The sequence below is a fragment of the Variovorax sp. GW822-FHT04A09 genome (assembly GCF_058801005.1).
Genome location: NZ_JBXAMV010000002.1, coordinates 1,087,627 through 1,111,557 on the forward strand (window position 1 = coordinate 1,087,627; position 23,931 = coordinate 1,111,557).

General features: G+C 65.8%; 20 protein-coding genes. 11 read left to right on the forward strand and 9 right to left on the reverse strand.

Annotated features, from left to right (window positions below):
- The first annotated feature begins 5 nt into the window (after positions 1–5).
- The 6 genes from nuoL to AC1RLW_RS16105 are packed head-to-tail and all read left to right on the forward strand — an operon-like array spanning position 6 to position 6,489.
- Positions 6–2,051, forward strand: coding sequence for an NADH-quinone oxidoreductase subunit L (gene nuoL, locus AC1RLW_RS16080; protein WP_493193885.1), 2,046 nt, complete (start codon positions 6–8; stop codon positions 2,049–2,051).
- A gap of 25 nt (positions 2,052–2,076) precedes the next feature.
- Entirely contained in the window at positions 2,077–3,555 is a 1,479-nt protein-coding gene (locus AC1RLW_RS16085; protein ID WP_493193886.1) for an NADH-quinone oxidoreductase subunit M, read from the forward strand.
- Between the two features lie 24 nt (positions 3,556–3,579).
- Positions 3,580–5,067, forward strand: a complete 1,488-nt coding sequence (gene nuoN, locus AC1RLW_RS16090; RefSeq protein WP_062475383.1) for an NADH-quinone oxidoreductase subunit NuoN — start codon at positions 3,580–3,582, stop codon at positions 5,065–5,067.
- 16 nt (positions 5,068–5,083) lie between these two features.
- Positions 5,084–5,389 (forward strand): DUF2818 family protein, encoded by a 306-nt coding sequence (locus tag AC1RLW_RS16095; protein ID WP_062475381.1) that lies wholly within the window; start codon positions 5,084–5,086, stop codon positions 5,387–5,389.
- Between the two features lies 1 nt (position 5,390).
- Complete coding sequence (locus AC1RLW_RS16100) at positions 5,391–5,996, forward strand: NUDIX domain-containing protein (RefSeq protein WP_493193888.1); 606 nt, start codon at positions 5,391–5,393, stop codon at positions 5,994–5,996.
- Positions 5,997–6,003: 7 nt separating this feature from the next.
- Entirely contained in the window at positions 6,004–6,489 is a 486-nt protein-coding gene (locus AC1RLW_RS16105) for a DUF1178 family protein (protein WP_390342735.1), read from the forward strand.
- A gap of 25 nt (positions 6,490–6,514) precedes the next feature.
- Here the strand turns inward: AC1RLW_RS16105 and AC1RLW_RS16110 are convergent, their stop codons facing one another.
- Positions 6,515–8,302, reverse strand: a complete 1,788-nt coding sequence (locus tag AC1RLW_RS16110; RefSeq protein WP_492736333.1) for an ABC transporter transmembrane domain-containing protein — start codon at positions 8,300–8,302, stop codon at positions 6,515–6,517.
- Positions 8,303–8,380: 78 nt separating this feature from the next.
- On the opposite strand from AC1RLW_RS16110, the gene AC1RLW_RS16115 reads away from it, so the two are divergent.
- The 5 genes from AC1RLW_RS16115 to AC1RLW_RS16135 are packed head-to-tail and all read left to right on the forward strand — an operon-like array spanning position 8,381 to position 14,284.
- The gene (locus AC1RLW_RS16115) at positions 8,381–8,917 is read left to right on the forward strand and encodes a MarR family winged helix-turn-helix transcriptional regulator (protein WP_159271080.1); all 537 of its coding nucleotides are present in this window, start codon (positions 8,381–8,383) and stop codon (positions 8,915–8,917) included.
- Entirely contained in the window at positions 8,910–10,388 is a 1,479-nt protein-coding gene (locus AC1RLW_RS16120) for an efflux transporter outer membrane subunit (RefSeq protein ID WP_493193890.1), read from the forward strand. Before AC1RLW_RS16115 ends, AC1RLW_RS16120 begins: the two co-directional genes overlap by 8 nt.
- 35 nt (positions 10,389–10,423) lie before the next feature.
- Entirely contained in the window at positions 10,424–11,758 is a 1,335-nt protein-coding gene (locus tag AC1RLW_RS16125) for an HlyD family secretion protein (RefSeq protein WP_493193891.1), read from the forward strand.
- A gap of 35 nt (positions 11,759–11,793) precedes the next feature.
- Positions 11,794–13,356, forward strand: a complete 1,563-nt coding sequence (locus tag AC1RLW_RS16130) for a DHA2 family efflux MFS transporter permease subunit (RefSeq protein WP_062474087.1) — start codon at positions 11,794–11,796, stop codon at positions 13,354–13,356.
- Positions 13,357–13,375: 19 nt separating this feature from the next.
- A complete protein-coding gene (locus AC1RLW_RS16135) occupies positions 13,376–14,284 on the forward strand; it encodes a LysR family transcriptional regulator (RefSeq protein ID WP_493193893.1) in 909 nt (302 codons plus the stop codon).
- Between the two features lie 16 nt (positions 14,285–14,300).
- Here AC1RLW_RS16135 and AC1RLW_RS16140 read toward each other — a convergent pair whose 3' ends face one another.
- From AC1RLW_RS16140 to AC1RLW_RS16175, 8 genes are all read right to left on the reverse strand, one after another.
- Positions 14,301–14,744, reverse strand: coding sequence for a cupin domain-containing protein (locus AC1RLW_RS16140; protein WP_493193894.1), 444 nt, complete (start codon positions 14,742–14,744; stop codon positions 14,301–14,303).
- A 51-nt stretch (positions 14,745–14,795) separates the two neighbouring features.
- Positions 14,796–15,413 (reverse strand): cysteine hydrolase family protein, encoded by a 618-nt coding sequence (locus AC1RLW_RS16145; RefSeq protein ID WP_493193895.1) that lies wholly within the window; start codon positions 15,411–15,413, stop codon positions 14,796–14,798.
- Between the two features lie 194 nt (positions 15,414–15,607).
- Positions 15,608–17,599, reverse strand: coding sequence for a T6SS phospholipase effector Tle1-like catalytic domain-containing protein (locus tag AC1RLW_RS16150; RefSeq protein WP_493193897.1), 1,992 nt, complete (start codon positions 17,597–17,599; stop codon positions 15,608–15,610).
- A gap of 26 nt (positions 17,600–17,625) precedes the next feature.
- Positions 17,626–18,186, reverse strand: a complete 561-nt coding sequence (gene tli1a, locus AC1RLW_RS16155; protein WP_493193899.1) for a Tli1a family immunity protein — start codon at positions 18,184–18,186, stop codon at positions 17,626–17,628.
- Positions 18,183–18,608, reverse strand: coding sequence for a DUF3304 domain-containing protein (locus AC1RLW_RS16160; protein WP_493193900.1), 426 nt, complete (start codon positions 18,606–18,608; stop codon positions 18,183–18,185). Before AC1RLW_RS16160 ends, tli1a begins: the two co-directional genes overlap by 4 nt.
- Positions 18,609–18,753: 145 nt before the next feature.
- Positions 18,754–19,725, reverse strand: a complete 972-nt coding sequence (locus tag AC1RLW_RS16165) for a DUF4123 domain-containing protein (RefSeq protein WP_493193902.1) — start codon at positions 19,723–19,725, stop codon at positions 18,754–18,756.
- Positions 19,725–22,280 (reverse strand): type VI secretion system Vgr family protein, encoded by a 2,556-nt coding sequence (locus AC1RLW_RS16170; RefSeq protein WP_493193903.1) that lies wholly within the window; start codon positions 22,278–22,280, stop codon positions 19,725–19,727. The genes AC1RLW_RS16165 and AC1RLW_RS16170 overlap by 1 nt, the downstream gene beginning before the upstream one ends.
- Positions 22,281–22,481: 201 nt before the next feature.
- The gene (locus AC1RLW_RS16175; protein ID WP_493193905.1) at positions 22,482–23,690 is read right to left on the reverse strand and encodes an AGE family epimerase/isomerase; all 1,209 of its coding nucleotides are present in this window, start codon (positions 23,688–23,690) and stop codon (positions 22,482–22,484) included.
- Between the last annotated feature and the right edge of the window lie 241 nt (positions 23,691–23,931).

Sequence of the window (23,931 nt, forward strand, 5' to 3'; positions counted from 1 at the left end):
GCAGTATGAGCGCAACCCTTTCCGCATCCACCTTGCTGGCCGTGCCGCTGGCACCCCTGGTCGGCGCCGCACTTGCCGGCCTGTTCGGCACGAAGTTCGGCGGCAACCACATCGGCCGCAAGGTCACGCATTCGCTGACCATCCTGGGCGTGTTCGTCGCCTTCGTGATCTCGGCGATGACGCTGAAGTCGGTCATCGTCGACGGTGCCCGCTTCAACCAGACCATCTACGAATGGATGATGGTCGGCGGCCTGAAGATGGAAGTCGGCTTCCTGGTCGACGGCCTCACGGCCATGATGATGTGCGTCGTGACCTTCGTGTCGCTGATGGTTCACATCTACACCATCGGCTACATGGAAGAAGACGACGGCTACAACCGTTTCTTCTCGTACATCTCGCTCTTTACCTTCTCGATGCTGATGCTCGTCATGAGCAACAACATGCTCCAGCTGTTCTTCGGCTGGGAGGCGGTGGGCCTGGTGTCGTACCTGCTGATCGGCTTCTGGTTCAACAAGCCCACGGCCATCTTCGCGAACATGAAGGCCTTCCTGGTCAACCGCGTGGGTGACTTCGGCTTCATCCTGGGCATCGGCCTGATCGCCGCCTACGCCGGCACGCTGAACTACGGCGAAGCCTTCGCCAAGGCGCACACGCTGGCCGGCATCACCTTCCCGGGCACCGAGTGGATGCTCATCACGGTGATCTGCATCTGCCTGTTCATCGGCGCGATGGGCAAGAGCGCTCAGTTCCCGCTGCACGTGTGGCTGCCCGACTCGATGGAAGGCCCGACCCCCATCTCGGCGCTGATCCACGCGGCGACCATGGTGACGGCCGGCATCTTCATGGTGGCGCGCATGTCGCCGCTGTTCGAGCTGAGCGACACGGCCCTGAGCTTCATCCTCGTGATCGGTGCCATCACCGCGCTGTTCATGGGCTTCCTGGGCATCATCCAGAACGACATCAAGCGCGTGGTCGCGTACTCGACGCTGTCGCAGCTGGGCTACATGACGGTGGCGCTCGGTGCCTCGGCCTACTCGGTCGCGGTGTTCCACCTGATGACGCACGCGTTCTTCAAGGCGCTGCTGTTCCTTGGCGCGGGCTCGGTGATCATCGGCATGCACCACAACCAGGACATCCGCTGGATGGGTGGCGTGCGCAAGTACATGCCCATCACCTGGATCACCTCGCTGCTGGGTTCGCTCGCGCTGATCGGCACGCCGCTGTTCTCGGGCTTCTACTCGAAGGACAGCATCATCGAGGCCGTGCACGAAAGCCACCTGTGGGGCGCGCAGTTCGCCTACTACGCGGTGCTGGCCGGCGTGTTCGTGACGGCGTTCTACTCGTTCCGCATGTACTTCCTGGTCTTCCACGGCAAGGAACGCTACGACCAGAACCCCGACGCACACCACGACGACCATGCGCACGACGCGCACGGACACGACGACCACGGCCATGGCCACGACGCCCACAAGCCGCACGAATCGCCGATGGTGGTCTGGCTGCCGCTGGTGCTGCTGGCGATCCCCTCGGTGGTGATCGGCTTCATGACCATCGACCCGATGCTGTTCGGCGGCTTCTTCAAGGACGCGATCTTCGTCGACGGTGCCAAGCACCACGCGATGGGCGAACTGAAGGAAGCCTTCCACGGCCCGGTCGCCATGGCGATCCACGGCCTGCAGACCGCACCGTTCTGGCTGGCGCTGGCCGGCGTGGCGCTGTCGTACTACATGTACATGATGAACCCGGCACTGCCGGCCGCCATCAAGCGCGCCTTCAGCCCGATCTACAACCTGCTCGAGAACAAGTACTACCTCGACTGGATCAACGAGAACATCCTTGCCCGCGGTGCGCGCCTGCTCGGCACGGGCCTGTGGAAGGGCGGCGACCAGGCGCTGATCGACGGCGCGCTCGTCAACGGTTCCTGGAAGGTGGTGGGTCGCGTGGCCGGCGTCGTGCGCTGGCTGCAGTCGGGCTTCATCTACCACTACGCCTTCGCGATGCTGCTGGGCATCTTCATCCTGATGACGTACTTCGTCTGGTTCAAACGTTGAGCCCGAACGCTGGAGAAAAAGAAAAATGGGTTTGTTGAGCCTTGCCATCTGGGTGCCGATCGCATTCGGCGCCGTGCTGCTGGCGTTTGGCCGCGACGAGCACGCCAAGGGCGTGCGCTGGGTCGCGCTCGTCGGTGCCATCGTGAGCTTCCTGGTCACGGTGCCGCTGTTCACGCGCTTCCAGAACGGAACCGCCGCGATGCAGTTCGTCGAGAAGACGAGCTGGATCTCGCGCTTCAACGTCAACTACCACCTGGGCATCGACGGCATGTCGCTGTGGCTGGTGCTGCTGACCTCGTTCATCACGGTCGTGGTCGTGATCTCGGCCTGGGAAGTGATCACCGAGCGCGTGAACCAGTACATGGGCGCGTTCCTGATCCTGTCGGGCTTCATGATCGGCGTGTTCTCGGCGCTCGACGGCATCCTGTTCTACGTGTTCTTCGAAGCCACGCTGATCCCGATGTACCTGATCATCGGCATCTGGGGCGGCCCGAACAAGATCTACGCGGCGTTCAAGTTCTTCCTGTATACGCTGCTCGGCTCGCTGCTGATGCTGGTCGCGCTGATCTTCCTGTACAACAAGTCGGGCGGCAGCTTCAACATCCTGAGCTGGCACAAGCTGCCGCTGGGTTCGACCGCACAGACCTTCCTGTTCTTCGCCTTCTTCGCGGCCTTCGCCGTCAAGGTGCCGATGTGGCCGGTCCACACCTGGCTGCCCGACGTGCACGTCGAGGCCCCCACGGGCGGTTCGGCCGTGCTGGCCGCAATCATGCTGAAGCTGGGTGCCTACGGTTTCCTGCGCTTCTCGATGCCCATCGCGCCTGACGCTTCGCACGAGTGGGCGTGGCTCATGATCGCGCTGTCGCTCATCGCCGTGATCTACGTGGGCCTGGTTGCGCTGGTGCAGCAGGACATGAAGAAGCTGGTGGCGTACTCGTCGGTCGCCCACATGGGCTTCGTGACGCTGGGCTTCTTCATCTTCAACGAGCTCGGCGTGTCCGGCGGCATCGTGCAGATGATTGCCCACGGCTTCGTGTCGGGCGCCATGTTCCTGGGCATCGGCGTGCTGTACGACCGCGTGCACTCGCGCCAGATCGCCGACTACGGCGGCGTGGTCAACACCATGCCCAAGTTCGCCGCGTTCGCGCTGCTGTTCGCCATGGCCAACTGTGGCCTGCCGGGCACGGCCGGTTTCGTGGGCGAGTGGATGGTGATTCTGGGCGCCGTCAAGGCCAACTTCTGGGTCGGCCTGGGCGCCGCCACCGCACTGATCTTCGGCGCCGCCTACACCCTGTGGATGTACAAGCGCGTGTACCTGGGCCCGGTCGGCAACGACCACGTCAAGGAACTGAAGGACATCAACGCCCGCGAATTCCTGATGCTCTCGCTGCTGGCGATCGCCGTGCTGTGGATGGGCCTGTATCCGAAGCCTTTCACCGACGCGATGGATGCCTCCGTCGTCGAGCTTCTGCGCCATGTGGCGATTTCGAAGCTGCCCGTCTGATGCCACGCTGAAGAAGAGAACGAGATGATTGACAAACTCAGCTGGGTGACGATCTACCCCGAAATCGTGTTGCTGGTCATGGCCTGCATCATTGCGCTGGTCGACCTGTCGGACACGAGCCCGCGCCGCACCCGCACCTACATCCTGACGCTGCTCACGCTGGCGGCGGTGGCCGTGCTGACCGGCCTGGCCGCTGTCGGCGGCAAGACCTCCTACGGCTTCGGCGGCATGGTGGTGAGCGACACGATGGGCAACTGGCTCAAGTGCTTTGCCTCGCTGGCCCTGATGGTGACGCTGGTCTACGGCCGTCCCTACGCGGCCGACCGCGAGATGCTGCGCGGCGGCGAGATGTTCACGATCAGCATGCTGGCCCTGCTGGGCATGTTCGTGATGATCGGCGGCAGCAACTTCCTGCTGATCTACCTCGGCCTGGAACTGCTCACGCTGTCGAGCTACGCGCTCGTGGCGCTGCGCCGCGACAACGCGGTGGCCAGCGAAGCCGCCATGAAGTACTTCGTGCTCGGCGCCATGGCCAGCGGGTTCCTGCTGTACGGCCTGTCGATGATGTACGGCGCCACCGGCTCGCTCGACCTGAACGAAGTGTTCAAGGCGATCTCGACTGGCAAGGTGAACCATCAGGTGCTGGTGTTCGGCCTGGTCTTCATCGTGGCCGGCCTGGCGTTCAAGGTCGGTGCCGCACCGTTCCACATGTGGGTGCCCGACGTCTACCAGGGCGCGCCGACGGCGATCACGTTGCTGATCGGCGCCGCGCCCGAGCTGGCTGCCTTCGGCATCATCATCCGCCTCCTGGTCGACGGCCTGCAGCCGCTGGCCATCGACTGGCAGCAGATGCTCGCCGTGCTGGCGGTGGCGTCGCTGGTGATCGGCAACCTGGCCGCCATCGCGCAGAGCAACCTCAAGCGCATGCTGGCCTACTCGACCATCGCGCAGATGGGCTTCATGCTGCTGGGCCTGGTGGCGGGTTCCGACCTGCAGGGCACGCAGAACGCGCAGGCCGCCTACAGCGCCGCGATGTTCTATGTCGTGACCTACGTGCTGACCACGCTGGCGAGCTTCGGCATCATCCTGCTGCTGGCGCGCGAAGGCTTCGAAAGCGAAGAGATCACCGACCTGGCCGGCCTGAACCAGCGCAGCCCGCTGTACGCCGGCGTGATGGCCATCGCGATGTTCTCGCTGGCCGGCCTGCCGCCACTCGTTGGCTTCTACGCCAAGCTGGCCGTGCTGCAGGCGCTGATCGCCTCGGGCGCCGCCATCTACATCGGCCTGGCCGTGTTCGCCGTGATCACTTCGCTGATCGGTGCGTTCTACTACCTGCGCGTGGTCAAGGTCATGTACTTCGACGCGCCCGTCACGGCGACCACCGTGTCGGCCTCGTTCGACGTGCGCACCGTGCTCACGATCAACGGCGCGCTGATCCTGATTCTTGGCGTGCTGCCCGGCGGTCTGATGACGCTGTGCTACGACGCCATCGCGGCCACGCTGGCCCACTGACGCGGTCCGCAACACGGTGTCGCAAACCGCGTCGGTCTGGGTGGTGCTGCTGGTGGCCCTGGTGGCCGCCAACCTGCCGTTCCTGAATGAGCGCCTGTTCGGGGCGGTGCCGCTGTCGACCGCGCACAAGTCGCTCGCCATCCGCTTCGGCGAACTGGTGGTGCTGTACTTCATTGCCGGCGGCATCGGCCTGCTGTTCGAACGCAGGGCAGGGCAGATCGCGGCGCAGGGCTGGGAGTTCTACGCGGTGACGGCCTCGCTGTTCGTCGTGCTGGCCTTTCCGGGGTTCACCTGGCGCTACCTGATGAAGCACAGGCACTGACATGACTTCTCCCATTGCCGATTCGCACCTGAAGGAAGAGCTCGTCAGCAGCGAAGAGCTCTTCAAGGGCAAGTTCCTGCACGCCAAGCGCGACACCATCCGCCTGCCCGACGGCCACAGCGCCACGCGCGAGTACGTGGTGCATCCCGGCGCGGTGGTGGTGATTCCGCTGCTCGACGACGGCCGCGTGGTGCTGGAGCGCCAGTTTCGCTACCCGGTGGACCGGGTGATCGTCGAGTTTCCCGCGGGCAAGCTCGACGCCGGCGAAGATCCGCTGCTGTGCGGCCAGCGCGAACTGCTCGAGGAAACCGGCTACTCCGCGCGCGAATGGGCGCATGCGGGCGCCACGCACCTGGCGGTGGCGTACTCGACCGAGATCATCCACATCTACTTCGCACGCGGCCTTTCGCTGGGCGAGCGCCAGCTCGACCACGGCGAGTTTCTCGACGTGTTCACCGCCACGCCGCAGGAACTCATCGGCTGGTGCCGCGACGGCACCGTGACCGACGCGAAGACGCTCACCTGTGCCCTGTGGCTGCAGAACGTCCTGTCGGGCGCATGGGCACTGGATTGGCAGGCCGCAGCCTCGCAAGGCGGCGCGGGATAATCCGCGCATGAAGGTCCTCGATCTCCGCTGCACGCACGGCCACGGCTTCGAGGGCTGGTTTGCGTCCAATGAAGCGTTTGACAGCCAGCTCGCCAGCGGCCTCGTCGAGTGCCCGGTCTGCGGCGACACAGCGATCGTCAAGCTGCTGAGCGCGCCCCGCCTGAACCTGAGCAACGCCAAGGCGCCGAAGGAAGAAGGGCGCGGCGACGCGGCCCACGCGCCGTCGGCGCCGGCATCGCCTCCCACGCAAGTATCCGCAAGCGCGACTTCACCCGAAGCCCGCTGGATGCGCGCCGTGCGCGAAGTGCTGGCCAAGACCGAAGACGTCGGCGACCGCTTCGCTGACGAGGCCCGCAAGATGCACTACGGCGAAACCGCCGAGCGCGGCATCCGCGGCCAGGCCACGCCGGAGCAGACCGAGGCGTTGCTCGACGAAGGCATTCCGGTGATGGCGCTGCCGATTCCGGCGGCGCTCAAGGAAACCCTGCAGTAACCGACGACTGACCCGATCGATCGGGTCAGGCCGTGAACTGCAGCGCGGCCAGCCGCGCGTACACACCGCCTTGCGCCACCAGCGCCGCGTGCGTTCCCTGTTCGACGATGCCGCCGTGGTCCAGCACGATGATGCGGTCGGCCTTCTGCACGGTCGCCAGGCGGTGGGCGATCACGAGCGTGGTGCGGTTTTCCATCGCCGATTCCAGCGCGGCCTGCACCATGCGTTCGCTCTCGGCGTCGAGCGCGCTGGTGGCTTCGTCCAGCAGCAGCAGCGGCGGGTTCTTCAGGATGGCCCGCGCAATGGCGATGCGCTGGCGCTGGCCGCCCGACAGCCGCACGCCGCGTTCGCCCAGGAAGGTGTCGTAGCCCTCGGGCAGGGCCTGCAGGAAGTCGTGCGCGAAGGCGGCGCGCGCCGCGGCGTGCACCTCCTCGGCGCTGGCGTCGGGCCGGCCGTAGCGGATGTTCTCGAAGGCGCTGGCCGAGAAGATCACCGCGTCCTGCGGCACGAGGCCGATGCGGGTGCGCAGGTCGTGCAGCGCGAGCGCGTCGAGCGACGCACCGTCGAGCACGATGCGCCCCGACTGTGGGTCGTAGTAGCGCAGCAGCAGCTGGAACACCGTGCTCTTGCCCGCGCCGCTCGATCCCACCAGCGCCACGGTCTCGCCCGGCGCGATGTCCAGGCTGAAGTCGCGCAGCGCCGGCGTGCCCGGCCGCGAAGGGTAGTGGAAGGTGATCGCGTCGAAGCGGATCGCGCTGCCCGCGGCGGGAACGGGGGCGACTGCCGGCCGTGCGGGGGAGGCGATGGCCGTCGGCGCGTGCAGCAGTTCCATCAGGCGCTCGGTGGCACCGGCGGCGCGCAGCAGGTCGCCGTACACCTCGCCGAGCACGGCCGTGGCGCTCGCCAGGATCGCTACGTAGACCACGGTCTGGCCCAGGTGGCCGGCCGTGATGTCGCCGCGGAGCACGGCCTGCGTGCCTTCGTACAGGCCCCAGAGCAGGGCGGCCGAGGTGGCAATGATGATGAAGGCCACGAGCACCGAGCGCGCGCGCGTGCGGCGCACGGCGGTATGAAAGGCGTTCTCGGTCGAGCCCTTGAAGCGGTCGGCCTCGCGGCCTTCGGCCGTGTAGCTCTGCACCACGGGAATCGCGTTCAGCACCTCGGCCGCGATGGCGCTCGAGTCGGCCACGCGGTCCTGGCTGGCGCGCGACAGCTTGCGCACGCGGCGGCCGAACCACATGCTCGGCAGCACCACCAGCACCAGGATGCCCAGCACCTGCACCATCACATAAGGGTTGGTCCAGACCAGCACCGCCAGCGCGCCCACGCCCATGACGGCATTGCGCAGGCCCATGCTCAGCGACGAGCCGACCACCGTCTGCACGAGCGTGGTGTCGGCCGTGAGGCGCGACAGCACCTCGCCGGTCTGCGTGGTCTCGAAGAAGGCCGGGCTCTGCTGCAGCACATGGCCGTAGACCGCATTGCGCAGGTCGGCCGTGACGCGCTCGCCGAGCCAGCTCACCGTATAGAAGCGCGCCGCTGAAAACAGGCCCAGCGCCACGGCCACCGCGAAGAGGGCGCCGAAGTGCTCGCGCAGCGCCATGGTCTGGGCGCCCTTGTCGGCGCTGACCAGGCCGCCGTCAATCAGGCTGCGCAGGGCGATAGGAAAAGCCAGCGTCGTGACGGCCGCCATCACCAGGAAGACCCCCGCCAGCACGATCTGCACGCGGTAGGGGCGAAGGAAGGGGCGCAACCCCGACAGCGAGCGGGGCGAACCCTTGGCTGCGGAGGACGACGGAGGGGAAGAAGCCATGGGCGCGGATTCTACCGAGCCCTTGCCCCCACAAAGGTCGCCTTGACAGTAATTGCCATGACAACTAATATTTCGGCCATGAGCGATGCCCCCATTTCCCCGGTCCCTCCGACGCCCGACGAGGCCGTGCGCCCGCCGGCCGACTTCTATCGCGCCGAGGACTACCGCGCCGAAGAGAGCATCGGCTACCTGATGCGCCGCATCGTTACGTCCGTCGGCCAGACCGTCGGCACGCGCATGTGCGAGCCCGGCAGCCCCACCTACCCGCAGTGGGTGCCGCTGTACAAGCTGCACGTCGGCGCCGCGACCACCGTGGCCGAACTGGCCCGCGCCTGCGAGCTCGACACCGGCGCCATGACGCGCCTGCTCGACCGCCTCGAGGCCAAGGGCCTGTGCCGGCGCGTGCGCTCGCTCGAAGACCGCCGCGTGGTCAACATCGAACTCACCGACGAAGGCCGTGCGGCCGCGAAGGAAGTGCCCTATGTGCTGAGCCGGGTGCAGAACGAGTACCTGGCCGGCTTCAGCCTCGAAGAATGGGAGCAGCTCAAGGACTACTTGCGCCGCATCCTCGACAACGCACAGGGCCTCGCGGCCCGTGGAGAGAAGAATGACTGAGTCTTTCGCCGTGCGCGCGCTGCGCCGCACGCCCGTCGTGGCTGCCGCGCTGGCGGTGGTCGCGCTCGCCGGTTGCGCCGACATGGCCGGCATCGGCTCGCACGCCACGCTGCGCGATGCGACCACGCTCGGCATCGCGGCCGACCCCGCGCGCGCCAATGTGCCCAGCATGGACAGCCAGTGGTGGCAGGCCTTCGGCGACAGCCAGCTCAATGCGCTGGTCGACCAGGCCGTGGCCGGCAACCCGAACCTGCAGGTCGCGCGTGCGCGCCTCGTGCGCGCCCAGGCCTCGGCGGACATCGCCGGCGCGGCGCTGCTGCCCAAGGTCGGTGCCGACCTGAACCTGAACCGCCAGAAGTTCAACAGCAACTACATCTACCCGGCGCCGCTGGGCGGCTCGACGCAGAACATCGGCCTGCTGCAGCTCGGCGCGAGCTGGGAGCTCGACTTCTTCGGCAAGAACCGCAGCGCGCTCGACACCGCCCTCGGCGCAGCCAACGCCGCAGCGGCCGACGCCGATGCCGCCCGCGTGCTGCTCGCGAGCAACGTGGCGCGCAGCTACTTCCAGTGGGCGCGCCTGAACGAGCAGGTCGAAGTGGCCAAGCGCACGCTGGCCCAGCGCGACGAGACCTTCAAGCTGGTGCGCGACCGCGTCTCGGCCGGCCTCGACACCCGCCTCGAACTGCGCCAGAGCGAAGGCGGCCTGCCCGAAGCCCGTCAGCAGATCGAAGCGCTCAACGAGCAGATCGCGCTGCAGCAGCATGCGCTCGATGCGCTCGTGGGCCAGCCCAACGTGTCGGCCTCGCTCAAGCCGCCGGTGCTCGCGGGCGTGAAGCCGATGGCGCTGCAGGCGAACATCCCCGCCGACCTGTTGGGCCGCCGCGCCGACATCGCCGCCGCGCGCTGGCGCGTCGAAGCGGCCACCAGCGACGTGGCCAACGCCAAGACCCAGTTCTATCCCAACGTGAACCTCACGGCCTTTGCCGGCTTCCAGAGCCTGGGTTTCGGCAAGCTGCTCAAGTCGGGCAGCGAGCAGTGGGGCGTGGGCCCGGCCATCCACCTGCCGATCTTCGAAGGCGGGCGCCTGCGCGCCAACCTGCGCGGCAAGTCGGCCGATCTCGACGTGGCCATCGAAAGCTACAACGCCACCGTGCTCGATGCCGTGCGCGACGCGGCCGATCAGGTCTCGAGCGCACAGTCGATCGTGCGCCAGCAGACCGAGCAGCGCGCCGCGCAGACGGCCGCCGAAGGCGCCTACGACATTGCCGTGCAGCGCTACCGCGCCGGCCTGGGCAACTACCTCAATGTGCTGACCGCCGAAACCGCCGTGCTGGCCCAGCGCCGCCTCGCGGTCGACCTGGCGGCCCGCGCGCTCGACACGCAGGTGGGCCTGGCGCGCGCCCTGGGCGGCGGCTGGCAGCCGCCGGCCACCGCCACGGCCGCGGCCCCGGCGGCCGCCGCACTGAACTGATTTGCTGATCCGCCTTCTTCGGAAAGAACTCCATCATGAGCGATAACAACACTCCGACATCCGCTTCCCCCGTGCCCGCGACCGCAGCGCCAGACGCGCCTCAAGCGCCCGCGGGCAATGGCAAGCGCCGCCGCGCACTCACCGTTCTCACCGCCGTGGTGCTGGTCGCCGGCGGCGGCTGGGGCCTGTACGAATGGCTGGTCGCCAGCCACTACGAGAACACCGACAACGCCTACGTGCAGGGCAACGTCATCCAGATCACGCCGCAGATCGGCGGCACCGTCATGGCCATCGGCGCCGACGACACCGACTTCGTGAAGGCCGGCCAGCCGCTGGTGCAGCTCGACCCGGCCGATGCCAAGGTCGCGCTCGAGCAGGCCGAGGCCGCGCTCGCACAGGCCGTGCGCCAGGTGCGCACGCTGTATGCCAACAACGGCTCGCTGGCCGCGCAGGTCACGCTGCGCCAGTCGGACATCGCCAAGGCCCAGAGCGACATCGCCAAGGCGCAGGACGACCTGCAGCGCCGCCGCGCGCTGTCGGGCAACGGCGCCGTGTCGAAGGAAGAACTCAACCACGCCGAGACGCAACTGGCCAACGCCAGGAGCGCACTGGCCGCCGCACAGGCCGGCGTGGTCGCCGCGCGCGAGGCGCTGGCCAGCAACCAGTCGCTGACCGAAGGCACCAGCGTGGCCCAGCACCCGAGCGTGCTGGCCGCCGCCGCCAAGGTGCGCGAGGCCTACCTCGCCACGCAGCGCGTGGCCATGCCCGCGCCGGTCGACGGCTACGTGGCCAAGCGCACCGTGCAGCTGGGCCAGCGCGTGGCCGCCGGCACGCCGATGATGTCCATCGTGCCGCTGCACCAGCTGTGGGTCGACGCCAACTTCAAGGAAGTGCAGCTGCGCAACATCCGCATCGACCAGCCCGTGAAGCTCACGGCCGACGTGTACGGCAAGAAGGTCGAGTACACCGGCAAGGTCGCCGGCCTGGGCGTGGGCACCGGCGCCGCCTTTGCGCTGCTGCCGGCGCAGAACGCCACCGGCAACTGGATCAAGGTGGTGCAGCGCGTGCCCGTGCGCATCGCGCTCGACCCCGAGCAGCTCAAGGCCAACCCGCTGCGCATCGGCCTGTCGATGGACGCCGAGATCGACATCACGCAGAAGACCGGCAAGATGCTGGCCGACGCGCCGCGCAGCACCGCCTTCGCGCAGACGCAGGTCTACAGCCAGCTCGACCGCGGCGCCGACGCCGAGGTGGACCGCATCGTGGCCGCCAATCTCGGCCGCGGTACGCCCACGGCGGCGGTGAGCCGTCCGGCGGCCTCCAACGCTGCGCCGGCCGCGCACGTCGCCACGCAGGGCCAGCCGGGCTGATCGCCGCCGGCTGCTGAACCCTCACAGCTCGCGCCATGGCCACTGCTGCTCCCGCTTACATCGCGCACCCCCCGCTCGAGGGCTCCGCCCGCGTCTGGGGCACGGTCGCGCTGTCCGCCGCCACCTTCATGAACGTGCTCGACTCGTCGATCGCCAACGTGTCGCTGCCGGCCATCTCGGGCGACCTTGGCGTGAGCACCACGCAAGGCACCTGGGTCATCACCAGCTTCGCGGTGGCCAACGCCATCGCGGTGCCGCTCACGGGTTTCATGACCCAGCGTTTCGGCCAGGTGCGCCTGTTCATGGCCAGCGTGATCCTGTTCATGGTCGCTTCGCTGCTGTGCGGCCTGGCGCCCAACATGACCACGCTCATCCTGTTCCGTGCGCTGCAGGGCTTCGTGGCGGGGCCGATGATCCCGCTGTCGCAGACGCTGCTGCTGTCGAGCTACCCGAAGGCCAAGGCCGGCCTGGCCATGGCGATGTGGTCGATGACGACGCTGGTCGCGCCCGTGATGGGACCGCTGCTCGGCGGCTGGATCACCGACAACATCTCGTGGCCGTGGATCTTCTACATCAACATCCCGGTCGGCATCGTGGCCGCGGCCATCACCTGGACGCTGTACCACAAGCGCGAGAGCAAGACGCACAAGGTGCCGATCGACGCCATCGGCCTGGCGCTGCTGGTGCTGTGGGTGGGCTCGCTGCAGCTCATGCTCGACAAGGGCAAGGAGCTCGACTGGTTCCACTCGGCCGAGATCGTCACGATGGCCGTGGTGGCCGTGGTCGGCTTCGCCTTCTTCCTGGTCTGGGAGCTGACCGACAAGCACCCGGTGGTCGACCTGTCGCTGTTCAAGCGCCGCAACTTCTGGTCGGGCGCGGTGGCCACGGCCATCGCCTACGGCCTGTTCTTCGGCAACGTGGTGCTGCTGCCGCTGTGGCTGCAGCAGTGGATGGGCTACACCGCCACGCAGGCGGGGATGATCATGGCGCCCGTGGGGCTGCTGGCGATCTTCTTCTCGCCGGTGGTGGGCCTCACCGTGTCCAAGATCGACCCGCGCCGCTACGCGACCTTCTCGTTCCTCGTGTTCGCGCTGGTGCTGTGGATGCGCTCGAACTTCAACACGCAGGCCGACTTCGTGACGATCATCATCCCGACGATCATCCAGGGCATCGCGATGGCGTTCTTCTTCATTCCGCTCGTGACCATCACGCTGTCGGGCCTCACGCCCGACCGCATTCCGGCCGCGTCGGGGCTGTCGAACTTCCTGCGGATCACGGCGGGCGCCATGGGCACCTCGATCGCCACCACGCTGTGGGACAGCCGCGCGGCGCTGCACCACGCGCAGCTGGTGGAGTCGGTGAACCCGGGCAACAGCGCGGCCACCAGCGCCATCTCGGGGCTGACCGGCAGCGGCTTCAGTTCCGAGCAGGTGCTCGGGCAGATCAACCGGCTGGTCGACCAGCAGTCGTTCATGCTCGCGACGAACGACATCTTCTATGCCTCGGCGGTGCTGTTCCTGCTGCTGATTCCGCTGGTGTGGCTGGCGCGGCCGCAAAAGGGCGGCGCGGGCGGCGACGCGGCCGCCGGCGCGCACTGACAACCGGCAGCGCTCGCGCATGGACCAGTTCGCGGCCATGAAGGCGTTCCGCGCCGTCGTGGAGGCCGGCGGCTTCACCGCCGCGGCCGACGCGATGGACGTGTCGCACACGGTGGTCTCGCGCCACGTCAAGCAGCTGGAAACGGCGCTGGGCGTGCAGCTGCTCAATCGCACCACGCGCCGCTTCGCGCTCACGCAGGCGGGCCAGACCTACTACGAGCACGCGCGGCAGATCCTCGACCAGGTCGAGACCGCGGCGCTGGTCGTGGCGCAGCACCAGGTCGAGCCCACGGGCCTGCTGCGCATCAACGCGCCGATGTCCTTCGGGCTGGAGGAACTGGCGCAGTGGCTGCCGGCTTTTCTCGACGCGCACCCGCAGGTCAAGGCCGACCTCGTGTGCAACGACCGCTTCGTCGACCTGATCGAAGAGGGCTTCGACGTGGGATTGCGACTGGCATATGCACTCTCGGACTCGACGCTGATCGTCAAGCGCCTCGCGAGCTTCGAGGAATGGTGGGTGGCATCGCCCGCCTACCTGCAGCGGCGCGGCACGCCGCGCACGCCCGCCGACCTGGCGGCGCACGACTGCCTCAACTATTCATTGGCCGCGAAGGCCGCACAGCCCAGCTTCACCGCGCCGGACGGCAGCGTCCACACAGTCGATGTCGGCGGGCGGCTGCAGGCCAACAGCGGGCTCGTGCTGCGCAGCGCCGCGCTGGCGGGCACGGGGCTGGCGGCGTCACCCGCGTTCCTCGTGCGCGCACAGGTGACGCGCGGCGACCTGGTGCGCGTGCTGCCCGAATTCCGCCAGCAGCCGCTGAACCTGTACGCGCTGTATCCGCAGAACCGGCACCTGTCGCCGAAGGTGCGGGCGTTTGTCGACTTTGCCGCTGCGCGCTACCTGCCCGCGGACGGGCAGGGCGACTGAGCGCAGCAGACGCGTCTTACTTCGACGCGGTGGGCACCAGGTCGAAGCGGTCGCTCTGGTACTGGAACAGCAGGCAGTTCGCGCCCGGTTCGCAGCCGCTGCGGTGCGGCAGCCGCGCCGGCAGCAGGTAGTACGAGCCGGCCGGGTACAGCACCTTCTTGTCGTCATCGAAGATCGCATAGAACACACCCGAGAGCACGACGGACGGGAGCGCCTGCGTGTGGCGATGGTGCGGGTTGTCGAAGCCGGCCGGGAATTCGACGAAGGCTTCGTAGGGGCCGTTGCCCGTCAAGTTGCCGCGCACGTTGGCGTAGCGGATGCCGCCCGCGAGGGCGTTCCATTGCAACGTGTCGGCCGGTGCCGAGATCGGCGTGCGGGGTGCCGGCGTGGCGGCAGTGGCGAGGCCCGACGCGCTCAGGGCGCAGGACAGGGCGAGGAACAAGGCAGAAGAGCGCTTCATGGTCATGGATCGAAGAGGTTGGATTCGTGGGTGCATGCGAAGGGCAGGGCGTCAGCGGCCCGCTTCCAGCAGCCGCAACACCTCCTCGGTCGAGCGCACTTCGGCCACCACGTCCGACACGCCGCGCAGCGCCGCGCGATGCAGTTCACGGTGGCCCAGCACGCCGCCTTCCTCCAGGTCGAGGTCGCGCGTCGCGCAGGCGTCGCCCACGATGAGGCTCTGGTAGCCGCGCGGTGCGGCGTCGAAGGCCGTGGCCGACACGCACATGTGCGTCATGAGGCCCGTGAGGATCAGCGTCGTGATGCCGCGCGCCTGCAGCTCGGCCTCGAGCGCGGTGCCCGCGAAGGCGCTCGGCGTCGCCTTGCGCAGCACCGTGTGCTGCGGGGCAGGGCGCAGTTCGTCGTGGATGCCGAAGGCGTGGCTGCCGTCCGCGAAGATCGGGCTGTCGGCGGGCGCCACGTGCTGCACATGGAACACCGGCACCGCCTGCCGGTCGGCGGCATCGATCAGGCGCCGCGCCTGGCGCAGGGCGGCGAGGCCATCGGGAATGGGCATGCGCCCGTCGAAGTACTCGTTCTGGAAATCGATCGCGATCAGCGCCGTGCTGGCGGGATCGATGCGGCTCGTCGGCACGGCGCCGGTGAGGCTGCGGATGCTGGGGTGCTTCATGCGTTTCTCTGCGTGAGTGAAAGAAGGCCTGAAGCGTAGGCAGCCCGCGCGCTGCGGGGTAGATGCGTGGCCGCACAAGATTTGTGCGGATCGTGGCGCGGTTGCTGGCGCGCACTGGTTGACTTGACCCGCGACGGCCGATCACTCGGCAACCGAATCCATGTGTGTCCCTGGCGTTCACGGGCTCGGGCCCGCTAGCTCCTGTCGAATACGCGTCGATAGCGCACGTGGCCGCCCAGTTCTCGCCGCGTCTTGTTGGTCACGAGGCGCACTGCGCCGCTGGTCACGATGTCCTCCATTGCTAGCAACTGTTCGCGGTCGGCGTCGGTGAGTTCCGGGAACTCGCCAGGGTGCGTTTTCTGGTACTCCCACACACGCCGTTCCAGCTCGGAGAGTGATCGTGTTTCGTCCATGGGCGGCGGAGGCTGCCGCTCCTGTCCAGGGGGCAAGATGAGCGTCGCGCTCGTGTGCTTGACCCAGGCGATATGTCGCCGGGTGACCTCCATCTTCTGATTGATCTGCTTGATCTTCTCTTCGCGATCAAAGGCCGTCACCGGCCCCACCATGTAGAACGACGCATGAGAGTCGTGCACCATCTCGTCGAAAAATCGATCGACGGCTGCGGGCAGCTTGGTGGTGGACGCGTTTGTTGAGAACTCGGCGTAGATGCGGAGGAAGTCTTTCTGTGCGGCAGAGAGGCCCGACTTCCCCGCAGACAACGGAGCGAGATCGGACTCCCTTTTTTCTCGCAAGAGGGCCGCAGCGGTGTCTGATGCAAAGTCGGAGTCGCTTTCGCGGATGTCGATGCGATCCTGCGCATTGGCACGCTGGTAGCTTGGAAGTTTGGCCATCTGGCCCATGTGCATGAGTCGCCAGCGCCAGTACAGCTGCATATGCCCGTGCTGTGCGGCTTCAATGCCTCCACCCACCCCGCTGCGGGCCGACCACACCCGATAGGCGTTGAACAGGTCGATGCTTTCGGCGTCCATCTCCAGATCGCCGGCAACCGCAGCGCCAGCAGCACCAAGGGACTTCAGTTTTTCGGTGCTCAACAATGGGACTGCACTCATGCGCGCCTCGTGATACATGTCCAGCAACGGCATCTGAGAAAGCAGTTTGGTTCGTGAGCCTGCGGCCTTCCCTTGGCAGCCGGGGTCATACCCGCCGCCCACATTCGAGTGGGCGCCCGGGTATACCTTCTCGATGCAGTTGGGCGGATATCTGTTGTTGCTCATTCGCCCGGTCGAGAGTGGGAAGTTGATGCGTATCTCGTGGGCCGCACACAAATGCACCGTACGCTCCACGCTGGGTACGATGTCCAGTGTGCCGTTGGCCCACCCGCCAAGACCTCGCCAGAAAGGCGAACTGTCGGCCAAACCGACGGATGCGACCGAATCGAAAAGTCCCAGGAACTGAAGGCGAAACGGAACCTCCGCCAGCGTGTAGCTGCCGTTCTTCTCTTTCAGGAGCAGGTGGTGCAAGAAGTGGCAGAACGCTCGCGCCTGAGCGGCGCCGCGCGAGAACCCGAATACCGAGAGATTGACCTGCAGCAGCTTCTTCGGAGGCTTGCTTTGCAGGGCTTTTTGCAGTTCCCCGAGCTTGCCACCTGGAACCGCATTCAAACCGGTTGCACGGCCGACGAAGTAGAGCCGTTTGCCGGGCATGTTGGGGCTGGTGCTTCCATCGACGTGCAGTGGTTGGTGGGCGGCCGAATGCCCTGTGTCTGTATTGCTCACAAGCGGGTCGCCCACGACGGATCGATGCATTGCATTGAGCAGTTGAATCAACGCCCAATTGATTCGCGCGTCGCCGCCTGTAGCCTTGGCTTTTCCGTCCGGCGTTTCTGTTTTTTCTCCAATCTCATCGAAGGGCGTGCCCACGCCTGGGATGTAGAACCGGTAGTAGCCATTCGTCGGGTCTTCCCTGAAGGCGTCGTGCAAAACGACCACGTTGCTGTGGCTGCACTTGTTGTGGGCCTCGGGGTCCTTGGCCAGCACGTCCAATTGGTCGCGCCTCTTGTTGTTGTTGGTGCCGTCAAAGAAAATGCCGACGTGGATCATGGACCCGCAGAGTGACGCCTTGTCATTGCGTTCGAGGCAGCCAGCGGCTGCGGCGCGCTGCACCTGTTCCTTGAGGTTCAGATGGCGTTCACCGGGCAATGGGGCGGGAATGGGGTGGACTGACATGATGTATCTCCCTGTTTTCGTTCTGCTTATTCGGTGCTGTACGGCTTTTCCGGGTAGGCCATACCCGAGGGGTGTTGCTCGTGCCCCAGGTCATAGTCGGTGACGTACACCTTGATTGCGTCGTTCGGCAAGAAAAAAACCTGAACTCCACCACCTTTCTCTCCGTAGCGCTGAAGCGGTACGACTCTTCTCGATGAACGACGTTCCAGGCAACAGTTGATCGCTTCTTTGATGTTCATTTCCTGAATCTTTTCAACGGGAACGGTCCAATGCCCTGTAGTCCAACTTACTTCGACGGTGAAATCTGGGCGCCATTGGGAGGGCAGTGATACGCAGCACGAAAGGGAGCCGCCTCCACCGTAGGGCGGAAGATTGGAGCCGGGGTGGCCGTTCACGCTATACCCCTGCACCCCTTCACTGGTGAAGTTGTAGCCTGTGATGCCCACGATCATGGGCTCTGGCGGCTTTGGCTGTTGGGGCCCGCAGCCGCCCGCTCCTGCAAGTAGCAAGCAGATCGCGGCTGTGCGTAGCAGCCATCTCGCAAACAGTCGAACAGGCATGGTTCTACTACCCTCTGGCTTCGTCATTTTTCGATCTCCGGTTTTTCCGGGTAGGCCATGCCCGAGGGGTGTTTCTCGTGCCCCAGGTCGTAGTCGGTGACGTACACCTTGATGGCGTCGTTCGGCAAGAAGAACACTTGAACTCGCCCCCCTTTCTTGCCGTAGCGCTCAAGAGGAACGGGCTTGTATAGCGTGCGTTCCGTGGAGCAACACTCGATCTGCTGTCGGATAGTCAAATGTTTGCGGGTCTCGTAGGGTGTCGTCCATCGCCCCATCGTCCAGTGAACGGTAACCACGAGATTCGGGCTCCACTCAGCAGGCAGCGATACGCAGCACGAAACGGAACCACCGCCACCGTATGGCGGGAGGTTGGAGCCGGGGTGGTCGTTCACGCTGTACCCCTGTACCCCTTCACTGGTGAAGTTGTAGCCGGTGATGCCTACGATCATGGGCTTTGGCGGCCTTGGCTGTTGGGGCTCGCACCCGCTTGCGCCAAGTAGCAGCAGGCAAGCCGCGGCCAGACGCAGCCACCCGGCGACTCGCGATAGCTTGGAAAGGAAATTCGTCATGCGGATCTCGGTGAGAGGTTGTGCATCACCCTCTTCGAACGCCCGCGACGAGAGGCTTGGCCTGACGTGCTGTAACACTTCGCCGGAAATTTTCGATCGCACGCCACTCGCTGTCGTCCCAGCGTTCGATGCGCTGGCCCAGGCTGGGGGCGCCGGAGCGCATGTCGAGCCATGTTTGCCCGAGTTCGTTCAGCATCTCAAAACCATCGGGCAAATCCAGGGCGAGCGCAGCAAAAACCACTTGATCCGGTAAACGCTGGAGCCCCAACGCTTCGGCACGCTCAATGATCTTTTCCAGCCAAGAGTGGAGTTCACTCGAACGCCGATGGTTGTGAGATTCTGGAAGTGCGCGGCGCAGTTCTGCATGCAGAAGATCGGCTTCGGCGGCTTCCAGCAACGCAGCATATTGCGCATCATCGATGCGGCAATTCTCAGCAGGAACGGGAGAGGCGGGCCCGCCGTCCGAGCGCACCACGCGAAGCTCGCACGCCCGGTCGAACCATACCCACTCCTTGACCGTCCCCTGCAGGATGGCATGTTGCTCGGGACGCAGATGATGGATCACACTGGGCAGCACGCGGGTATCGCCGATGCGCAGATAGAGCGGCAATTCGTCCTCCGTAACCACGGCAGTCAACCAGGTCAGTGTGTGTGTCAAGAGCGCGAGTGAGTCTCTTGCCCGGACGAAGCTCAGCCCAGGCTTGCCCGACAGGGCAAGGCGCAAGGACTCCGCGGAATCCTTCTCGATCAGGCGAGGCAGCGGCCACAGCAAGAGGCCCAGTTCTTCATAGTCCGCCAATGCCGTGTTATCGAAGGCGCGAATGGGATTGCCGTAGATGGCCTGCAAACGCGTCGAGCCCTCCGCGCCAAGAATGGCGCCGTCTACGATGACCCAAATGGCGTCCCTCGGCGCCTCGGAGGCGCATCGCCGATGCCATTCGGCGAGGGATTGAATTTGTTCGACCGGCAGGGGGTCTTGCAGGTACGTGCGTTCCATCAGCGGCGCCCCATCGGCGAAGCCGCGGCCAAGGCTTTGAGCAAGCACTCCTTGCAGACCGCTTCGGCGAATTTGAACTCCGGCAAGGGGAGGCTTCGAGGCCCGATCAGCGAATGCGTGGTGGCATGCTCGATCCATGAACCGTTGGTTCCGTGAGTGATGCCTTGCGCCTTCCAATGACTGAAACTGCCGCCGCCATTGACGATGACTTCTTCCTTTGCGGTGATTTCGATGCGGTTGGCGGTGAGCGTGATATCCAGTTTTGCGAGCAGTTTGAGATTCTTCTCCAGTGCCTGAATGTCGATGTCAGCCTGGGCCGCGACCAGGCGCATGCCGGCCTTGTAGGCAAACAACCGCATCGCCCCCTTCACGCTTGCGAACAAGCTGGCACCTGCACTCAGACTGGTATGCCCGGCGCTGGTCAGTGCGATATGTTCTCCGCTGGCCACATGCGTGCTGCCCGGCGTACTGGTTTCGATGCCGGCGGGGCTGGCCAGTACCAGATGCGGTGCTCCCAGTTCGGGGAAGCCAGTCTCGTTGCCTGCGCCTGACCTGAGTCCGGCAATGTCTTCGTTCTGCGACTTCAGAACAGCGGCGACATCGCTCTGGTCACTGCCCGTGTCTTGTGCTCTGGCTTGTTGCGCGGCATCTGCAAGGCTCTCGTGCTGCTCGCGGGCCCGCGTGAGACGAGTGATCGTCTCGCCGAGATCCTTGGCATGCCTCATGGCGTTGTTTCGTGCCTCGGTCGTAATGAGCAGTCCATCCTTGGCGCGAATCGCCCCATGTCCATCGGTGCGGAGCTCAAAGCCCTCGCCTCTGGCATCTTTGCGGCCGGCGTTGTCTTCGACCCGAGTGATGTGACCCAGGCTCAACGAACTGTGCTGGTGATCACTCTTGAGTTGCGCCTGGATCTTTCCATGGGTGTCGTCCAGCACCATGTGGTTGCTGCGCCCGGCCGCGCTGTTGCCACCGCCCTCGGTGAGTTCGCGGCTCCTGAAGCCCGACAGTGCACTTTGCTCCGGCAACCGCCAGGGCGGTGTGTTCATCTGGTTGGACACACGTCCGGTGCAGATTGGGAGATCGGGGTCGCCACCGTAGAACTCCACAATCACTTCCTGCCCGATGCGTGGTAAGTGGATACCACCCAACTGATTGCCGGCCCAAGGCGAGCTGACACGCAACCAACAACTGCTGTGCTGGTTCTTTTGGCCGATTCGATCCCAGGGGAACTGAACCTTGATGCGGCCGAGATCATCGGTCCACAGGTTCTCGCCTTCGGGGCCAACCACCAGTGCGGGTTGCGGGCCACCAGTCTTTGGCTTGGCGCGTACTGGGATCGGTCGCAAAGGCTGACTTGTCGGATGGGCCGTGAAGTCGACGTGCACCCGCCATTGCTGCCGTCGCTCTGGCACGGCGTCCCGGTTCTGGCTGTCTTGTCCAACGTCTTCGATGACGAAATGGGTATCGAGGACGAGATGCTCGGTGTTGACCCTCTCGCGTGGGTGCCTGCGCAACAGGAACGTGCGGCCTGGCACGATGCTGCGCAGATTGCCGCTGGCCTGTGCGCGCTCGCCATGCGTGCGCAGGGTCTGCATCCGAAGCAGGGCGATCAGCCGGCCTTCGTCTTGAGGATCGTTGGATTCGGCAACGCCGGCGCGAGGTTGGGCATAGTGACTCCCGGCGTGGTCGGCGTGCCACTCGTAGACCTCGCCGTCGGCCTGCCCGGTTGGCCGGGGGGCTTTCCGTCCCGCGCTCAAGTCGGCCCGTGGCCGGGCGTAGTCATAGTCGCGGGTGGCGTATTGGCCGCTTGTGAGATGGCTGTGGGGGACAAAGCTGCTGATGTACTCGGCATCGGTCTTCCAGCCGGGCGCGTGGTACTCGATCTCATGGTAGGCCTCGCTGTCGGCCTGCCGGTAGGCGCCCATGGCGTCGCTCAGGACCAGCCGATGCTTGCCGTCGGAATGCTCGAAGTGATAGCTCAGACCCCATTCCTCGCACAGACGGCTGAAGAAATCGAAGTCTGTTTCGTTGAATTGCGTCTGAAAATCACGGGCTGGATAGGTCTCGAACAGGCGCTTTTCAACGGGGAACGGGTAGTCGGCCAACAGTTCATCGAGGATCTGGACAACTGTCTTGTCCTGGAAGATCTTGCAGTTCGTCGTCAGGGTTGCCAAATGCAGCCAGGGCCGAAGCGTGAGCTTGTACTGGACGTGTCGGCCTTCCTCGCCCCAAACGGAGGCATCGGTGATCAGGGCATTGATCTGCCGCACGCCGGATCCGATGGGATCGGTGTCCGAGCCTGTGGCGCCGAAAGAGCGAGTCCCGGAACCGTCGAGTTCGATCATGCAGTTGATCTCGTGGCCGATCAACGCATCGAGATCGAAGTCGGCCGCCTCGCTGGTGCCAAGATTCAAGGCATCGGGTGTCTTGAGAAGCAAGTCATAGGCGAACAGGCTGTTCATGCCTTCCTGGCCCGCGAGCCGCATGGGTGTCAGCGCCGGAGCGCCTTCAAACAATGGAATGGCGGTGCTGGAAATGGAGAGGGTGTGAGGCACGAGCGGCAGGCCGGAGGGTGAGGGGTCCGGGGAGTCTGCTTCTCGCGCCGTTTCGGTTCTGCAAACAATGGTGAAACACCCGGCCTGTCAGGAACTTGGCTCGACGGATTGCGAAAAATTCACGCGACTCGGCGCTCGTGGGGGCCACGAAAGGCCCAACGCGAGGTCGGTCAGCAGAAGCTACAGTGACTGGAGAGCGGTTTACGCCACGCCGTGCCCCAGCGCCTTCAGCACGTCATGGCACGCACCCATCGTGTGGTAATCGGTCTTGCCGGCCGGGCTCTTCTCGTCGCTGATCTTCCCGTTCTGCGGCGTGAGGATGCGATACCACGCCCCGTGCGCGTGGTCGACGAAGTGGTCCCAGCTGTAGGCCCAGATCCGGTCGTACCAGTCCCAGTAGCCGGCATCGCCCGTGCGCACCGCGAGCAGGGCGGCGGCGGCGAAGCTTTCGGCCTGCACCCAGAAGTACTTGTCGCCGTCGCACACCGCGCCGTCGGGCCCGAAGCCGTAGACCAGCCCGCCGTGCGCGGCGTCCCAGCCGCGCTGCATCGCGGTGTCGAAGAAGTGGCGCGCACGCGGCACGATCCACTCGGTGCCGGGCGCGCCGGGTCCGAGGTGGCTCTCGAGCTGCAACAGCAGCTTGGCCCATTCCGTGAGGTGGCCGGTCTGGAAGCCCCAGGGCCGGAAGATGTTGGTCTTGTCGCCGCGGTTGTAGTCCCAGTCGACCGACCAGTCCTCGCGGTAGTGCTCCCACACCAGCCCGTCGGCGAGCGCGGCCTGCCGACCCGTGATGCTTTCGGCCAGCGTGCGTGCGCGCTGAAGGTAGAAGGGCTCGCGCGTGGCGTCGTAGGCCGCGAGCATCGCCTCGCAGGCGTGCATGTTGGCGTTCTGGCCGCGGTACGGGCCGACCTGCCAGCCGGGCGTGGCCTCGTCGGCGTACAGCTGGTGCTGCGGTTCCCAGAAATGCCGTTCCATCAGGTCGCGGGTGTGCGCGAGGCCGGCGCGCGCCTCCTCGACGCCGGCCATCAGCGCATGCGCGTGCGCCAGCAGCACGAAGGCCAGGCCGTAGCAGTGCTGCGTGCCGTCCTGCACGGTGGCTTGATGGCCATCCCAGTCGATCTGCCATGCATAGCCACCATTCGGCTGCGCATGCGCGGTCTGCAGGAACGCCAGGCCGTGGCGCACCGCCGCAAGATCGTCAGGCCGGCCGAAGCGGCGCCAAGCCATCGCGTGGTTGAACACGAAGCGCGTGCTGCTCACGAGGTGGCGCGTGCAGCGGTCGTACACCGTGCCATCGTCCTTGAAGAAATGGAAGAAGCCGCCCGAGGCATCGCGGCTGCGTGGCGCGTAGAACGCCAGCGTGTGGGCGATGTGGTCGGCAAGGAATTCGGGGGAGCGGAAGTTCGGCATGGCGGTGATGGATTCAATCCGGGTGAAAGCGCATCGTGGCAGCGCAGCGGGCACGTAAGTTTTTCACGAAGCGTGCAGGCATGTTTGACGGCCTCATGACGGTGCGCGTGCATGCATCGCGCGTTCGCAGGTGTGCGTGCTGCGGTGCGCAATGTCGTCGGGACGACAGTCGCTCGCACAGAGGGGGCGCACTCTGTGAATGGTTGCAGTGCAGCATAGGCATTTGCCCCAGTATGCAATT

Excerpts from the sequence above, each read along its gene's own strand:
- AC1RLW_RS16120 (WP_493193890.1), top strand. The coding sequence starts at position 8,910 with ATGACTGAGTCTTTCGCCGTGCGCGCGCTGCGCCGCACGCCCGTCGTG.
- tli1a (WP_493193899.1), bottom strand. The coding sequence starts at position 18,186 with ATGACGAAGCCAGAGGGTAGTAGAACCATGCCTGTTCGACTGTTTGCG.
- AC1RLW_RS16085 (WP_493193886.1), top strand. The coding sequence starts at position 2,077 with ATGGGTTTGTTGAGCCTTGCCATCTGGGTGCCGATCGCATTCGGCGCC.
- AC1RLW_RS16165 (WP_493193902.1), bottom strand. The coding sequence starts at position 19,725 with ATGGAACGCACGTACCTGCAAGACCCCCTGCCGGTCGAACAAATTCAA.
- AC1RLW_RS16105 (WP_390342735.1), top strand. The coding sequence starts at position 6,004 with ATGAAGGTCCTCGATCTCCGCTGCACGCACGGCCACGGCTTCGAGGGC.
- nuoN (WP_062475383.1), top strand. The coding sequence starts at position 3,580 with ATGATTGACAAACTCAGCTGGGTGACGATCTACCCCGAAATCGTGTTG.
- AC1RLW_RS16175 (WP_493193905.1), bottom strand. The coding sequence starts at position 23,690 with ATGCCGAACTTCCGCTCCCCCGAATTCCTTGCCGACCACATCGCCCAC.
- AC1RLW_RS16115 (WP_159271080.1), top strand. The coding sequence starts at position 8,381 with ATGAGCGATGCCCCCATTTCCCCGGTCCCTCCGACGCCCGACGAGGCC.
- AC1RLW_RS16135 (WP_493193893.1), top strand. The coding sequence starts at position 13,376 with ATGGACCAGTTCGCGGCCATGAAGGCGTTCCGCGCCGTCGTGGAGGCC.
- nuoL (WP_493193885.1), top strand. The coding sequence starts at position 6 with ATGAGCGCAACCCTTTCCGCATCCACCTTGCTGGCCGTGCCGCTGGCA.
- AC1RLW_RS16140 (WP_493193894.1), bottom strand. The coding sequence starts at position 14,744 with ATGAAGCGCTCTTCTGCCTTGTTCCTCGCCCTGTCCTGCGCCCTGAGC.
- AC1RLW_RS16100 (WP_493193888.1), top strand. The coding sequence starts at position 5,391 with ATGACTTCTCCCATTGCCGATTCGCACCTGAAGGAAGAGCTCGTCAGC.
- AC1RLW_RS16125 (WP_493193891.1), top strand. The coding sequence starts at position 10,424 with ATGAGCGATAACAACACTCCGACATCCGCTTCCCCCGTGCCCGCGACC.
- AC1RLW_RS16145 (WP_493193895.1), bottom strand. The coding sequence starts at position 15,413 with ATGAAGCACCCCAGCATCCGCAGCCTCACCGGCGCCGTGCCGACGAGC.
- AC1RLW_RS16160 (WP_493193900.1), bottom strand. The coding sequence starts at position 18,608 with ATGATCGTAGGCATCACCGGCTACAACTTCACCAGTGAAGGGGTACAG.
- AC1RLW_RS16130 (WP_062474087.1), top strand. The coding sequence starts at position 11,794 with ATGGCCACTGCTGCTCCCGCTTACATCGCGCACCCCCCGCTCGAGGGC.
- AC1RLW_RS16150 (WP_493193897.1), bottom strand. The coding sequence starts at position 17,599 with ATGTCAGTCCACCCCATTCCCGCCCCATTGCCCGGTGAACGCCATCTG.
- AC1RLW_RS16110 (WP_492736333.1), bottom strand. The coding sequence starts at position 8,302 with ATGGCTTCTTCCCCTCCGTCGTCCTCCGCAGCCAAGGGTTCGCCCCGC.